The organism is Paractinoplanes rhizophilus (assembly GCF_042664765.1).
In the GTDB taxonomy this organism is placed as follows: domain Bacteria; phylum Actinomycetota; class Actinomycetes; order Mycobacteriales; family Micromonosporaceae; genus Actinoplanes; species Actinoplanes rhizophilus.
This window is the reverse complement of record NZ_JBHTBJ010000048.1, coordinates 1-12,734: the sequence shown is the minus strand read 5'-3', so window position 1 is coordinate 12,734 and position 12,734 is coordinate 1. Positions and strand designations below refer to the sequence as shown.

Annotated in this window: 12 protein-coding genes; 7 read left to right on the top strand and 5 right to left on the bottom strand. The window is 72.3% G+C overall.

Translation table 11 applies throughout. The annotated features are described in order from the left end of the window. Positions 1 to 5: 5 nt before the first annotated feature. The 4 genes from ACFQS1_RS35525 to ACFQS1_RS35510 are packed head-to-tail and all read right to left on the bottom strand — an operon-like array spanning position 6 to position 5,137. Positions 6 to 785 carry a MerR family transcriptional regulator gene (locus tag ACFQS1_RS35525; RefSeq protein WP_378976491.1) on the bottom strand — a complete coding sequence of 260 codons (780 nt, stop codon included), beginning with the start codon at positions 783 to 785 and terminating at the stop codon, positions 6 to 8. A gap of 14 nt (positions 786 to 799) precedes the next feature. Continuing rightward, a complete protein-coding gene (locus ACFQS1_RS35520; RefSeq protein ID WP_378976489.1) occupies positions 800 to 1,561 on the bottom strand; it encodes an ABC transporter permease in 762 nt (253 codons plus the stop codon). Beyond that, entirely contained in the window at positions 1,558 to 2,355 is a 798-nt protein-coding gene (locus ACFQS1_RS35515) for an ABC transporter ATP-binding protein (RefSeq protein ID WP_378976487.1), read from the bottom strand. The genes ACFQS1_RS35520 and ACFQS1_RS35515 overlap by 4 nt, the downstream gene beginning before the upstream one ends. Before the next feature lie 58 nt (positions 2,356 to 2,413). Continuing rightward, entirely contained in the window at positions 2,414 to 5,137 is a 2,724-nt protein-coding gene (locus tag ACFQS1_RS35510; protein ID WP_378976485.1) for a helix-turn-helix transcriptional regulator, read from the bottom strand. Positions 5,138 to 5,379: 242 nt separating this feature from the next. Between ACFQS1_RS35510 and ACFQS1_RS35505 the strand changes: the two genes are divergently transcribed. Genes ACFQS1_RS35505 through ACFQS1_RS35475 form a run of 7 tightly spaced genes read left to right on the top strand, consistent with a single transcriptional unit; the run spans position 5,380 to position 11,468 of the window. Continuing rightward, positions 5,380 to 6,618, top strand: a complete 1,239-nt coding sequence (locus ACFQS1_RS35505; RefSeq protein WP_378976483.1) for a lactonase family protein — start codon at positions 5,380 to 5,382, stop codon at positions 6,616 to 6,618. A gap of 2 nt (positions 6,619 to 6,620) precedes the next feature. Beyond that, positions 6,621 to 6,974: an urease subunit gamma gene (locus ACFQS1_RS35500; protein ID WP_465263234.1), complete on the top strand. Its 354-nt coding sequence runs from the start codon at positions 6,621 to 6,623 to the stop codon at positions 6,972 to 6,974. A gap of 32 nt (positions 6,975 to 7,006) precedes the next feature. Beyond that, positions 7,007 to 7,387, top strand: coding sequence for an urease subunit beta (gene ureB / locus ACFQS1_RS35495; RefSeq protein ID WP_378976481.1), 381 nt, complete (start codon positions 7,007 to 7,009; stop codon positions 7,385 to 7,387). After that, a complete protein-coding gene (ureC, locus tag ACFQS1_RS35490) occupies positions 7,384 to 9,102 on the top strand; it encodes an urease subunit alpha (RefSeq protein ID WP_378976479.1) in 1,719 nt (572 codons plus the stop codon). The genes ureB and ureC overlap by 4 nt, the downstream gene beginning before the upstream one ends. Then, the gene (locus tag ACFQS1_RS35485; protein ID WP_378976477.1) at positions 9,102 to 9,815 is read left to right on the top strand and encodes an urease accessory protein UreF; all 714 of its coding nucleotides are present in this window, start codon (positions 9,102 to 9,104) and stop codon (positions 9,813 to 9,815) included. The genes ureC and ACFQS1_RS35485 overlap by 1 nt, the downstream gene beginning before the upstream one ends. A gap of 16 nt (positions 9,816 to 9,831) precedes the next feature. After that, positions 9,832 to 10,533: an urease accessory protein UreG gene (gene ureG / locus ACFQS1_RS35480; RefSeq protein WP_378976475.1), complete on the top strand. Its 702-nt coding sequence runs from the start codon at positions 9,832 to 9,834 to the stop codon at positions 10,531 to 10,533. After that, positions 10,530 to 11,468, top strand: coding sequence for an urease accessory protein UreD (locus tag ACFQS1_RS35475; RefSeq protein ID WP_378976473.1), 939 nt, complete (start codon positions 10,530 to 10,532; stop codon positions 11,466 to 11,468). Before ureG ends, ACFQS1_RS35475 begins: the two co-directional genes overlap by 4 nt. 18 nt (positions 11,469 to 11,486) lie before the next feature. Here ACFQS1_RS35475 and ACFQS1_RS35470 read toward each other — a convergent pair whose 3' ends face one another. After that, positions 11,487 to 12,431: an aldo/keto reductase gene (locus tag ACFQS1_RS35470; RefSeq protein ID WP_378976471.1), complete on the bottom strand. Its 945-nt coding sequence runs from the start codon at positions 12,429 to 12,431 to the stop codon at positions 11,487 to 11,489. Positions 12,432 to 12,734: the final 303 nt, after the last annotated feature.

Genomic DNA, 12,734 nt, shown 5'->3' with positions numbered 1-12,734 from the left:
CCAGCTCAGCCCGGCGGCTTTGCCACCCGCTGCATCCGGGTCCAGCCGTCCCAGCCGCGTTCGCGCATCAGCTCGCGCAACCGCTCGGCCCGCTTGTCGGCCGCGTCGGCCAGGTCGTCCAGCAACGCGATGGACATCTCGTCGCGGCCCTCCGCGCCGTAGTCGAGCTCACCGGCGGCCTCGGCCTGGTCGGCGAGATCGGCCATGATGTCGGCGGCCTCGTTGGCGAGCCGGTCGTCGATCCCCTCGGTCTCCAGCAGCTGCGACAGCACCTGATAGAGCCGGACGAGTCGCGGGTCCTCGAGCTGCGCGAGCTTGGCCGGGATCCATTCCAGGACCTTGTCGGGCCAGCGGGCCGAGACGAGGATCCACCCGTCCCGTTCGCCGGCCAGCATCCGCTCCGACGCTCCGATCTCCCGCAGGCGGTCGAGATAGGCGACGATCTCCGGCGGGAGCACCAGGCTGTCCCCGGCGGCGAGCCGCCGCACCTGCCGGCGGCTGGCCTCCAGCCGCTCGATCTCGGCGCGCAGGCGCGCGTCGATCTGCTCGACCGTTGCGGCGAGGGTGGCCTCGTCGGCCTCGAGCATCCGGGCGATCTGGGTCAGCGGCACGCCGGCGTCGGCGAGGGTGCGGATCTTGATCAGCGACACCACGGCCGGCGCCCCGTACGTGCGGTAGCCCGAGGCGTCGCGCTCCGGCTCGGGGAACAACCCGATCTGGTGATAGTGCCGCACCGCCCGCACCGTCACACCGGCGTACGCGGCCAACTGCCCGATGGTGAGCATGCTCCGATCCTGACTCAGCTGATCCGGCGGCGATAGGTGATCCCGGCGAACGTGAACGCCACCACCAGCAGGCCGGCGCACCACGCCAGGGCGATCCAGATGCCGGTGCCGACCGGATGTCCGGTGAACAACGCCCGCAGCGTGTTGACGATGGACGTCACCGGCTGGTTCTCGGCGAAGGCGCGGACCGGGCCGGGCATCGACGAGGTGGGCACGAAGGCCGAGCTGATGAACGGCAGGAAGATCAACGGGTACGCGAACGCGCTCGCGCCGTCCACCGAGCTCGCGGTGAGCCCGGGAATGACGGCCAGCCAGGTCAGCGCCAGCGTGAACAGGACCAGGATGCCGGCGACGGCGAGCCAGTCCAGCACACTCGCGCCCGACCGGAAACCCATCGCCAGGGCGACCAGCACGACCACGACGACCGAGATCACCGTGGCGACCAGCGAGGTCAGCACGTGCGCCCAGAGCACGGCGGCCCGGGCGATCGGCATGGACTGGAACCGTTCGAAGATGCCGCCCTGCAGATCCAGGAAGAGCCGGTACGCGGTGTAGGAGATCCCGGAGGCGATCGTGATGATCAGGATGCCGGGGAGCAGGTAGTTCACGTACGAGCCGGCGCCGGCCTGGATCGCCCCGCCCAGGACGTAGACGAACAGCAGCAGCAGGGCGATCGGCGTGATCACCGTGGTGATGATGGTGTCCGGGCTGCGCGCGATGTGCCGCAGCGAGCGGCCCAGCAGGACGGCGGTGTCACCGAGAAAGTGCTTGTTCATCGCTTCTCTCCGTTCGCGGCGGTGCCGACCAGGCTGAGGAAGACGTCCTCGAGGGTGGGCTGCTTCTCCACGTACTCGACCTTCGCCGGCGGCAGGAGCCGCTTGAGCTCGTCGAGCGTGCCGTGCACGAGGATCCGGCCCTCGTGCAGGATCGCGATCCGGTCCGCCAGGTGCTCCGCCTCGTCCAGGTATTGCGTGGTCAGCAGCACGGTGGTGCCGGCCGCGGCCAGTTCCTTGACCGCCGACCAGACCTCCAGGCGGGCCTCCGGGTCCAGCCCGGTGGTCGGCTCGTCGAGGAAGACCACCGGCGGATCCCCGACCAGGCTCATCGCGATGTCCAGCCGGCGGCGCATGCCCCCGGAGTACGTCGCCACCCGGCGGGCGCCCGCCTCGGTCAGCGAGAAGCGCCGCAACAGCCGGTCCGCGATCGCGCCGGCGTCCTTGAGGTGCCGCAGCCGGGCCACCATGGTGAGGTTCTCCCGGCCGGTCAGGATCTCGTCGACCGCCGCGAACTGGCCGGTGAGGCTGATCGACTCGCGGACCTCGGCGCCCCGCGACGCGACGTCGAAGCCGTTGACCTCGGCCCGCCCGCCGTCCGCCTTGAGCAGCGTGGACAGGATCCGCACCAAGGTGGTCTTGCCCGCGCCGTTCGAGCCGAGCAGGGCGAAAATGCTTCCCCGCGCCACGTCGACGTCCACGCCGCGCAGCACCTTCAGATCCTTGAACGACTTCTCCAGGCCGCGCACGCGTATCGCGGGGTGATCGGCCCGATCGGTTACCGGTGGAGTGCTCATGCCCGCCAGCATGGCGGGTTGACGCTGCGTCAGGGTCAAGCCCTTTCGCCGACGCGGGTCAGCGCCGCAGATGCCGCCGGGACGTGACGCCGAGCTTCGCGAACGCTTTGCTGAGGTGCCACTCCACCGTGCGCGGGCTGATGAACAGACGGTCGGCGACCTCGGCGTTCGACAGGCCGTCGCGGACCAGCCGGACGATCTGGGTTTCCTGCGCCGTGAGCGTGCTGGGCTCCGCCTTCGCGCCCTTGCGAACCTTTTCGCCGGCGACGCCGAGCTCACGTGCGGCAAGCGCGGCGAAGGCGTCCGCCCCCATCTCCGTCAGCATCGCGTGGGCGGTGCGCAGTTCGCGGCGCGCATCGTCTTGCCGGTGGTGCCGCCGTAGCCACTCACCGTAGTACAGGTGGGCGCGGGCGAGCTCGCCGCGGATTCGGGTACGCCCGAGACGGGTGATCGCTTCCCGGAAGTGAGTCTCGGCGGAGTCGCGGCCGGCGAGCAACGCCCGGCAGCGGGCCGTCACACCCAGCGCCCAGTCGGTGCCGCTGGCCTCCGTCATGGCGGTCAGCCGGGCCAGCGCCCGGGCCGCCGTATCGGGCTGGTCGGCGCGGGCCGCCGCGGTGACCAGCTCGGCCAAGGCGCACAACGTGATGAAGCCCATCTCCCGCTCCGGCTCGGTGGCCCGCAGCGCCGCGGCCGCTGCCTCCTGGTATCGGCCCAGGCCGTTCAGCAGCGTGGCGTGCATCGACGCCACGGCGATCAGGGTCACCCCCTCGTCGCGCTTGTTCGCATCGTCGGTCATCGCGTCGAGCAGCTCGGCCGCCTCCTCGACGCGTCCACGCCAGACCGCCAGCAGCAGCCCCGCGTACGGGGCGTCGAAGATGCCGGTCGCCTGGCGAACGGCGTCGAAGTCTTCCAGCAGCGAGCCGGCCGAGGCCAGCTCGCCCTGCATCACCAGGTTGACGATCTGCATCGTCAGCGCGATCGGCAGCGCCGCGATACCCTCGTCCCGGGCCCGCTGCTCGTAGCGGCGGCTGATCAGATCCCAGGACGCGTCGTCCCACAGGTCCACCGCGATCGAGCCGGCGAACCACTCGAGGAGCAGGCCGGAATCGCCGGTGGGCGCCTTGACGCAGAACTCGGCCACAGCCTCCTTCAGCACCGCGGCAGCGGCCGGGTAGCCGTCCCGATACCGGATGGCCAGGCCGTCGATGAGCACGTCCGAGGTCGTCTCCGGGCCTGGGCGGGGCGAGCTGCGCGCGGCCTCCGCCATCTCGCGCAGCGTGAGCCCGGGCGCGTGGTCGGCGAGGAACCAGCTGCCCCGGATCGCCTCCAGGTGGGTGTCGCGCGCGGTCGCGGCGTCGATCGCCTGCAGTCGCGTCGCCGCTTGCCGGAGCGATTCGGTCGCATCACGACCACGGCCGAGGGCGAAGGCGCATCGCGCGTACAGCACGTCGGCCTGCGCCTTCTCGAGGGCGTTGAGCGGGGTTGCCTCGGCCAGCGCGATCAGGCGCGGCGCCGCGGCCGGCATGCCGCCCTCGTACGTCGCGTGCGCGGCCGCGAGGAGCCGTTGGCCGCGCCGCTTCACCTCCGGCGTCAGCGCGGCGGATCGCTCGAGAAACGCCGCCGCGGCGGTTGCGGCCCCGCGGTCGTGCGCCCGCCGGCCACACTCCTCCAACTCGCCGGCGATGGCTTCGTCGGGCGCCTCGGCGGCCTGCGCGCGATGCCAGGCCCGGCGGTCGGGATTGGTCACCGGATCGGTCACCTGGCCCAGCGCGCCGTGCGCGCGGCGCCGCTCCGCGCCGGTGGCGGCGCGGTAGATCGCCGACCGCAGCAGCGGGTGCCGGAAGCGGACCCGCGGGCCGAAGTCGACGAACCGCTCCGCGGCCTCACGCGACGCCGCTTCGGCATCCACCGCGATCCCGAGTCGATCGACCGCGCGCCACACGAGCACCGGATCGCCGACCGGCTCGGCCGCGGCGACCAGCAGCACCTGCCGCGTCATGGGCGACAGCGTCGCGATCTGGCGCCGGAAGCTCTCCTCGATGCGCCCCGGCAGGACGACCGGGCTGAGCCCGAACCCGCCGGCGAGCTCGGCCCGGGTGAAGCCCCGGGGGAGCTCGAGCAGCGCCAGCGGGTTGCCGTGGCTCTCGGCCACCACCCGATCGAGCACCCGCTTGTCCGTGGGGCCGGGGTAGGCCGACTCGAGCAGCACCCGGGCCTGGTCGTCGGAGAGCCCGCCGACCCGTACGCCGGGGAGTCCGGCCAGCTCGGTGACCTCGCCGCCGTCGGCGGGCTCGCGGACCGCGAAGATCATCGCAACCGACTCGGCGCGCAGCCGCCGCGCCACGAAGCCCAGGACCTGGGCCGACGCCTTGTCCAGCCACTGCGCGTCGTCGATGAGGCACAGCAGTGGCCGGTCCCGCGCCGCCTCGCCCAGCAGGCCCAGCGCGGCCATGCCGACCACGAACCGGTCCGGCGGCTTGCCGGCGGCCAGGCCGAAGGCGGTGCGCAGCGCCAGCTGCTGCGGCGCCGGCAGCCCCGGCAGGCGATCCAGGACCGGGGCGCAGACCTGATGGAGGCCGGCGAAGGCGAGCTCCTGCTCGGACTCGACCCCGGCGGCACGCACCGTGGGCCAGCCGGCGGCCCGCCCCAGGGCGTACTCGAGCAGCGCGCTCTTGCCGATCCCCGACTCGCCGCGCAGGACCAGGGCACGGCTTTCCCCCGACCCGACGTCGTCGATGAGACGGTCGAGCACGGCCGACTCGTCGCGCCGGAACTGCAGCACCGGGCTAGCCCCGGGCGGTGGGGACCGGGCCACCCGGCAGCGTCCGCGTCTCCCGCATCGCCCCACCCCCTGCGCTGCGCCGATGGCGATCCATCCGGCGCATACTACCCGGCCACCGCGGGCCTCGGCCGCGCCGAGCGTGACCCGGTGCCACCCCCGGCGGGTTCCCGGTGGATTTACGGACGCGAGCGACCAGCCGTTGCGGCGAGGCTCCGAGCACCCGACGAAACGGAGAGGGAGCCATGGAACAAGGCATGCGGTCCGGCGGACATCTGTACATGCAGACCAACGAGGTCAAGAACTTCATCATCCACTACGAGCGGACCGCGGACGGGACGATCCACGAGGTGGAGCGGGTCGCCACCGGCGGCGCGGGTTCGGGCGTCTACAAGCCGATCAGCGGGCAGGAGAGCGCCCCGAACGCCTTCGAGGCCGCCGGCAGCGTGATCGTGAGCACCGACCGGCGCTTCCTGTTCACCACCAACGGCGGCGACAACTCGGTCTCGAGCTTCGGCGTGGGTGCGGACGGCAAGCTGACGCTCCTCGACGTCAAGCGGACCGGCAACGTCGTGGCCGGCCGCAGCGGCACGGCCAAGTCCCTGGCGTACGTGCCGGCCAGCGGCACGCTGTACGTGCTGCACTCGTTCGGCCCCCAGCACGTACGGCTGATGTCGGTCGACGCGGACGGCAAGCTCGAGGCCCGGCCCGAGGGCTACACGGTCAACACCCCGGACAAGCCGCTGCGGGTGTCGACCATGATCGTGCTGTCGCCGGATCAGCAGTACGTCGTCGTCGGCACCACCTTCGATCAGCCGGCCAAGGCCAACCCGGACGGCTCGCCGATCCTCTGGGCGGACCGGCCCGACGGCTCGAAGAAGTCGGTCGCCTCCAACGCGCCCGACCCGGACGGCATCGTCGTCTTCCCGGTGCGGCCGGACGGCTCGCTCGGCGACGGCATGTTCCAGGACGGCGGCGGCGGCTCGCCGTTCTACCCGGCCTTCCTGCACCACCGGACCCGGCATTTCGTCATCGGCTACGCCGTGGGCGACGGCGTGGCGCTGGCCACCCTGGGCGAGGACGGCAAGATCGCCACCGGGCCGGTGGTGAAGACCGACACCAGCGCCGGGCTGCCGTCGGAGCTCTGCTGGCTCGCGGTGTCGCCCGACGACCAGTGGGTGTTCGCGACGAACTTCGGCTACAGCAACATCAGCAGCTTCCGGATCGACGGCGACGTCATCTCGCTGGCGCACAGCGCGGCGTCGCCCAAGGTGCCGGGCGACGGGACGTTCCGCGCGCTCAACGGCACCGTCAGCAGCGGCCCGAACGACAACTGGCTCAGCCCGGACGGCGGCTTCCTGTACCAGATCTACGCCAACGCGTCCAAGCTGGTCGGGTACGCCGTCCAAGCGGACGGGTCGCTGAGCGAGGTCACCAGCGCGCAGATCCCGTACAACAGCCCGCAGGGCCTCGCCGGGATCTGACGATGACCGACAACGATCCCGGGCAGCCGCGCATCGAGACGTGGTTGTCGTCGCTGATGCTGAGCCCCCGGGAGATCGAGAAGCTGGTGATCTACCAGGTCGCCGAGCTGGCCCGCCGGCGGCGGGCGCGCGGCCTCCGGCTCAACTTCCCGGAGTCGATCGCCCTGATCACGGAGGCGCTGCTCGAGGCCGCCCGGGATGGCAAGTCGGTCGCCGCGGTGACCGAGCTGGGCAAGCAGATCCTGTCCCGGGACGACGTGCTGCCGGGCGTGCCCGAGATGGTCGGCGTGGTCCAGGTCGAGGCGACCTTCCGGACGGGCACGCAGTTGGTGTCCGTCGCCGACCCGATTCCCTAGCGAGTGCCGACCCCGATGCCGAGAAGGACGAGATGATTCCAGGCGAGTGGCTGCTGTCCGACGAGCCGATCGAGATCAACCGTGGCCGGCGTACCGTGCGCCTCCCGGTGCGCAACACCGGTGACCGGCCGATCCAGGTCGGCTCGCACTTCCATTTCTTCGAGGTCAACCGGGCCCTGGGCTTCGACCGGGCGGCGGCGCTGGGCATGCGCCTGAACGTGCCGTCGGGCCAGTCGATCCGGTTCGAGCCGGGCGACGAGCGGGACGTCGACCTGGTCGAGTTCGGCGGGCCGGCCCGCGTCGCCGGGTTCAACGGGCTGCTCGACGGGGCGGCGTCCAACCCGCGTTCGCGGGCCCGGGCCCGGGGGCGGGCCCTCGAACGCGGCTTCACCGGGGCGGAGGACCAGTCATGACCACGATCTCGCGGCGGCAGTACGCCTCGCTGTACGGCCCGACCGCCGGCGACCGGTTCCGGCTGGCCGACACCGAGCTGCTGGCCCGCGTCGAACGCAGCCTGATCCGCCCCGGCGAGGAGGCGATCTACGGCGGCGGCAAGTCGATCCGCGACGGCATGGCCCAGATTCCGGGCCTGCGCAACGCGGACGGGGCCCTGGACCTGGTGATCACCTCGGTCGTCGTGATGGACGCGGTGATCGGGATCGTGAAGGCCGACATCGGCGTGCGGAACGGGCGGATCGCCGGGATCGGCCAGGCCGGCAACCCGTTCGTGCAGGACGGCGTCTCGCCCGCGCTGCTCATCGGCCCCGGCACCGAGGTGATCTCGGGCGAGGGCCTGGTCGCCACGGCGGGCGCCATCGACACGCACGTCCACTTCCTGACGCCGGCGCAGATCCCGCATGCCCTGTCCAGCGGGACCACCACCCTGCTGGGCGGCGGCACCGGCCCGGCCGACGGGTCCAAGGGCACGACCTGCACGCCGGGCCCGTGGAACATGGCCCGGATGCTGGAGGCGACCGCGACCCTGCCGGTCAACGTCGGCCTGATGGGCAAGGGCAACAGCAGCCGTCCGGAGAGCATGCGCGAGCAGATCGAGGCGGGCGCGCTCGGCCTCAAGGTGCACGAGGACTGGGGGGCCACCCCGGCGGCCCTGGACTGCGCGCTGTCCGTCGCCGACGAGTACGACGTCCAGGTGGCGCTGCACGCCGACACCCTCAACGAGGGCGGATATCTGCGCGACACGCTGGACGCGATCGACGGCCGGACGATCCACAGCTATCACACCGAAGGCGCGGGCGGCGGGCACGCGCCGGACATGATGGCCATCGCCTCGCACCCGAACGTGCTGCCGTCGTCGACCAACCCGACCCGGCCGTACACCACCGACACGACCGACAACCTGTTCTCCATGACGATCGTGACGCACCACCTGAACCCCGCCAATCCCGAGGACGTGGCGTTCGCCCAGTCCCGGATCCGCGCCGAGACCGAGGCCGCCGAGGACGTGCTGCACGACATGGGCGTGCTCAGCATGTACTCGTCGGACTCGCAGGCGATGGGCCGGGTCGGCGACACGGTGGCGACGTGCTGGCGGACCGCGGACAAGATGAAGCGGGTGACCGGCAGCCTCGACGGCGAGGCAGCCGGCGACGACAACCAGCGGATCCTGCGCTACCTGGCCAAGCTGACGATCAACCCGGCGCTCACCCACGGCATCGCCCACGTGGTCGGCTCGCTGGAGCCGGGCAAGCTGGCCGACATCGTGCTGTGGCCGACGAACACGTTCGGGGTCAAGCCGAAGTATGTGATCAAGGGCGGCATGGTGGCCTGGTCGGTGATGGGCGACGCCGGCGCATCCATCCCGACGCCGGAACCGGTGCTGCTGCAACCGATGTTCGGCGGACTGGGCAAGGCCGCCGGCCGGACGTCGGTCACCTTCGTCTCCCGGGCGGCCGCCGAGGCGCGGGTCCTGGAGCGGCTCGGCGTCGAGCGCCGGATCGAGGCGGTTCGCGGCTGCCGTACGGTCGGCAAGGCGCAGATGGTCCGCAACGACCGGACCCCGGACATCGAGGTGGACACCGAGACCTACCAGGTCACGGTGGACGGCCGGCCGGCCGTCGTGCCCGCCGCCACCGAGGTCCCGATGTCCCAGCTCTACTACATCGTCTGATGGGCGCCGACCTGGCCGGCCTGCTCGCCGTCCTGCAGCTGAGCGATTCCGCGTTCCCGAGCGGCCGCTACACGCTCTCCCACGGCCTGGAGACGTGGGCCCAGTCCGGCCGGCTCACCACGCCCAGCGATCCGGCGGTGCTGACCGCCCTGCTGCGCGACCACGTGCGGCTCGCGGTCGGCCCGTCGGACGGCGTCGCGCTGGCCTGCGCACATCGCGCGGCGACCGGCCCGGGTCCGGTGGACCTGGGCCTCGTCCGCCGCGCCGACGAGCGGCTGAGCGCGGTGAAACTGTCGCGGGAGGCCCGGCAGACCTCGGCCCGTACCGGACGGGCGCTCCTTCGCGTGGCGACGGAGGCGTTCGACGCCGAGGCGCTCTCGCGGTACGCGCACGAAGTCGCGGGAAAACGAACGCCCGGCAACCATGCGGTGGCCCTCGGCGTCCTCAGCGGGTGCCTCGGCGTACCCCGCCTGGAATCGGTGGCCGGCGAGCTCTTCGCGTTCGCGGCGAGCTGGGTCGCCGCCGCCGTCCGGCTCGCCGTGACCGATCACGGCACCGCCCAGGCGGTGCTGCGCCGGGCGCGCCGCGATCTCGGCGCCGCCGCACGATCCGCCGCCGGCCGGGATGTGGCCGACATCAGAAGCTGCGCACCGTTGCTGGACATCATGACGATGCGGCACGAGGAAACCGAGCTCCGGCTGTTCGCCAGCTGAGAGGAGTGAGCGTCCCATGCAGACCCATCCGCATCCGCACCGCCACGACCACGGCCCGTCCGCCCGGCTCGCCGGGATCCGGGCGCCGGGCATCCCCCGCATCGGCATCGGCGGCCCGGTCGGCTCGGGCAAGACCGCGCTGATCGAGGCGCTGGTCCCCCTGCTCATCGCCGCCGGGCACCGCCCGCTGGTGGTCACCAACGACATCTTCACCAGCGAGGACGCCAAGCACGTACGCCGGACGCTGGCCGGCGTGCTCGCGCCGGAGCGGGTGGTGGGCGTCGAGACCGGCTCGTGCCCGCACACCGCCGTGCGGGACGACCCGAGCATGAACCTCGACGCGGTCACCGAGCTGACCGATCGCTTCCCCGATGCCGACGTCGTGCTCGTCGAGTCCGGCGGCGACAACCTGACGCTGACGTTCAGCGCGGCCCTCGCCGACTACTTCGTCTTCGTCATCGACGTGGCCCAGGGCGACAAGATCCCTCGCAAGCGCGGGCCCGGCGTGACCCATTCCGACCTGCTGGTCATCAACAAGGTCGACCTGGCCGACCTGGTCCGCTCCGACCTGTCGGTGATGGACCGGGACGCCGGCGCCGTTCGCGACGGCCGTCCGTTCGTCTTCACCAACTGTTTCACCGGTGAGGGGCTCACCGGCGTCGCCGCCCGCATCGACGAGGTCATCGACCGGTTCGCCCCGGCCGGCGGTCCGGCATGACCGAACGGGACGACCGGGCCTGGTGCATCCCGGCCGCGCTGCCGCGGGAGGTGCTCGCCTACGGCACGGAGATCGGCGGCGCGCTGGGCGTCGGCGCCGCCGGCAAGCTCGGCGTGCTCGACCTGGCGCTGGCGCCGCGCGCGGGCAGCACCCGGCTCATCCGGCAGTACCAAAGATCGCCGCTGTACGTCCACCGGCCGATCCATCTGGACCCGGGGCGGCCCGGCATGGCCTTCGTGTTCCTGCAGCAGCAGGGGGACGGGTTCGTGCAGGGCGACCGGTATCGGGTGGACGTGGACTGCGCGCCCGGATCCGCCGTGCACGTGACGACCCAGGCCGCCACCAAGGTCTTCAAGGCCCGGGACGACTTCGCGACGCAGCTCGTCAACCTGCGCGCCGGCGCCGGCGCGATCCTCGAGTACCTGCCCGATCCCGTCATCCCGTTCCGCGGGTCGCGGCTGTACCAGCGGACCAGCGTCACCGCGGCCGAGGACGCCACCGTGATCCTCGGGGACATCCTTCTCCCGGGCCGGGTCGCGCACGGCGAGGCGCACGTCTACGACCTGTTCTGGGCCGAGACCGAGGTCCGCGATCCGGACGGCGCCCTGATGTTCGCCGACACGCTGCGGCTGCGGCCGGGCAAGGTCGACGACCCCGGGTCGCCCGGGGTGCTCGGCGGCTACGACGTCGTCGCCGGCCTGTACGTGATGAGTTCCCGGACATCGCCGGCCGAGATCGTCTCGGTACTGCGCGCCGCGCTCGCCGGCGTATCCGATGTTCTGGCCGGCGTGACCGAGCTGCCCGCCGGCCGTGGCGCCGCGGTGCGCCTTCTCGGCCACCGTTCGCCGGAGGTGCGGACCGCGGTGCACGCCGCGTGGGACCGGGTCCGCACGCTCCTGCTCGGCTCCCCCGCCCCCGACCTGCGCAAGGGCTGATCCGGCTCGCAGCGCTATTCAGTCGAGCACCCGCACCGAGATCTCGTCGAGGACCGCGCGCTCGTCCTCGCTGAGCTCCAGCGCGGCCGCCTCGAGAACGCCGGCGAGATGCTGGGCGGTCCGGGCGTTGACGATCGGCGCGACGACCCCGGGCCGGGTGCGGACCCACGCGAGAGCCACCGTCGCGGGCCGGACCCCGCGGGCGAAGGCGATCGTCTCCAGGGCATCCAACGCCCAGAGGCCGTTGTGCGAGAAGTACGCGCTGCCGGCCGGCCGGGAGACGCCGTCCAGGGCGGGTTCCGGCCGGTACTGCCCGGTGAGGAAGCCACTGCTCGACGTGAAATACGGGACCACGGACAGGTTCTCCGCGGCCGCCACGGCGACCAGGTCCTGTTCGCCGGCGTCCCGCCGGACCAGGCCGTACTGCGGCTGCATGACCGCCGGCGGCGTCAGGCCCCCGGCCCGCGCCACCCGCATCCACTCGCGGATGCGCTCGGCGCTGTAGTGGGAGACGCCGAGGCGGCGCACCTTGCCGGCCCGGACGAGCGCGTCGAACGCTTCCGCGGTCTCCTCGATCGGAACGCTCCGATCGTCGGCATGCGCGTAGCAGATGTCGATGCGATCGGTTCGCAGCCGCCGGAGGGAGGCGTCGGCCGCGGCCCGGACGGCGGCCGCGGACAGACCGGGAAAGCGCGGGTGCCGGCCCACCTTCGTGCCGACCACCACGCGGTCGCGATTGCCGCGGGCCGTCATCCAACGGCCGACGATGGCCTCCGCCTCGCCGCCGCTGTGCCCCGGCACCCAGGCGGAATAGCTGTCGGCGGTGTCGATGAAGTTGCCGCCGGCCGCCGCGTAGGCATCGAGGACCTGGACGGACATGCTCTCGTCGCTGGTCCAGCCGAAGGCGCTGGCGCCGAGAGCCAACGGGAACACCGCAAGGTCGCCGGCGCCGATCCGGTTCATGGTGGTTTCCTCCAAGTCCGGTGCGCCGCGCCGGCGAGCGGCGACCTCGTGTCTCACGGCTTGGCGAGCAGCCGGGGATGCGGGCGCCGCGTCTCGAGCTTGGCGAAACCCTCCGCGTCGACGGAGGCGACGCCGGGCCGATCCACGATGACCATCAACTGGCCCTGGCAGGCGGGGGTCAAGCCCCTGGAAGTGGTGTAACGGCTGATCTTTCGAGTTGTGCTGGTTAGAAGGGTTGGTCTGCGGGCGGGAGGGTGTGAGGTTCGCCGGTTGCGGGTCGCCAGTCGTCGATGTCGTCGGGCC

Bases quoted from the DNA above. Each gene is read 5' to 3' on its own strand.
- ACFQS1_RS35525 (WP_378976491.1), bottom strand. From the start codon at position 785: ATGCTCACCATCGGGCAGTTGGCCGCGTACGCCGGTGTGACGGTGCGG.
- ACFQS1_RS35520 (WP_378976489.1), bottom strand. From the start codon at position 1,561: ATGAACAAGCACTTTCTCGGTGACACCGCCGTCCTGCTGGGCCGCTCG.
- ACFQS1_RS35515 (WP_378976487.1), bottom strand. From the start codon at position 2,355: ATGAGCACTCCACCGGTAACCGATCGGGCCGATCACCCCGCGATACGC.
- ACFQS1_RS35505 (WP_378976483.1), top strand. From the start codon at position 5,380: ATGGAACAAGGCATGCGGTCCGGCGGACATCTGTACATGCAGACCAAC.
- ACFQS1_RS35500 (WP_465263234.1), top strand. From the start codon at position 6,621: ATGACCGACAACGATCCCGGGCAGCCGCGCATCGAGACGTGGTTGTCG.
- ureB (WP_378976481.1), top strand. From the start codon at position 7,007: ATGATTCCAGGCGAGTGGCTGCTGTCCGACGAGCCGATCGAGATCAAC.
- ureC (WP_378976479.1), top strand. From the start codon at position 7,384: ATGACCACGATCTCGCGGCGGCAGTACGCCTCGCTGTACGGCCCGACC.
- ACFQS1_RS35485 (WP_378976477.1), top strand. From the start codon at position 9,102: ATGGGCGCCGACCTGGCCGGCCTGCTCGCCGTCCTGCAGCTGAGCGAT.
- ureG (WP_378976475.1), top strand. From the start codon at position 9,832: ATGCAGACCCATCCGCATCCGCACCGCCACGACCACGGCCCGTCCGCC.
- ACFQS1_RS35475 (WP_378976473.1), top strand. From the start codon at position 10,530: ATGACCGAACGGGACGACCGGGCCTGGTGCATCCCGGCCGCGCTGCCG.
- ACFQS1_RS35470 (WP_378976471.1), bottom strand. From the start codon at position 12,431: ATGAACCGGATCGGCGCCGGCGACCTTGCGGTGTTCCCGTTGGCTCTC.